The sequence below is a fragment of the Silvania confinis genome, assembly GCF_025564085.1.
GTDB lineage: Bacteria > Pseudomonadota > Gammaproteobacteria > Enterobacterales > Enterobacteriaceae > Enterobacter > Enterobacter confinis.
In genome coordinates this window covers 1-458 of record NZ_JAMGZJ010000041.1, presented here as the reverse complement: position 1 = coordinate 458, position 458 = coordinate 1, and the positions used below count along the sequence as shown (strand labels likewise).

Here is a 458-nt window from a genome sequence, read left to right as displayed (position 1 = left end):
AAAGAACAGCCTGTTGGTGTTCGAGTTGATTGGTTCATGATCTTCCTTCTGCAATAGTGATGGTTTATTTTGTTTTTGAGGATTTTCTTCTAGTTTTATTTGTGCTTAATGCCTTTTAATCAAGGCTGAGGGACTGTATGTTAAGACTCGATGATATGGAAATTTTCGTAGAGGTTGTTCGGCAGAATAGTCTTCGAAAAGCGGCGGAAAAACTAAAAATACCAGTTTCTACATTGTCAAGAAGATTGTCAGTTTTAGAGAAAGAGATAGGCGTTCGACTAATTCGGAGAACTACTAGAACCTTAGAGGTTACAGAGCTTGGGAACGCATACTATCAACGATGCAAACCAATAGTAGATGAGGCACGTGTAGCAAATCAAAGTTTGAGTGATATGGCTTCGGCGCCGTCTGGCCTGCTTCGAGTTTCAATGCCGGTAGATTTTTCCATAGCATATATA

At 39.7% G+C, this 458-nt stretch carries 1 protein-coding gene; it reads left to right on the top strand.

Annotated features, from left to right (window positions below):
• Nucleotides 1–137 precede the first annotated feature (137 nt).
• A partial coding sequence (locus M8013_RS00185; RefSeq protein ID WP_271265830.1) for a LysR family transcriptional regulator occupies nt 138–458 on the top strand: 321 nt, incomplete at its 3' end.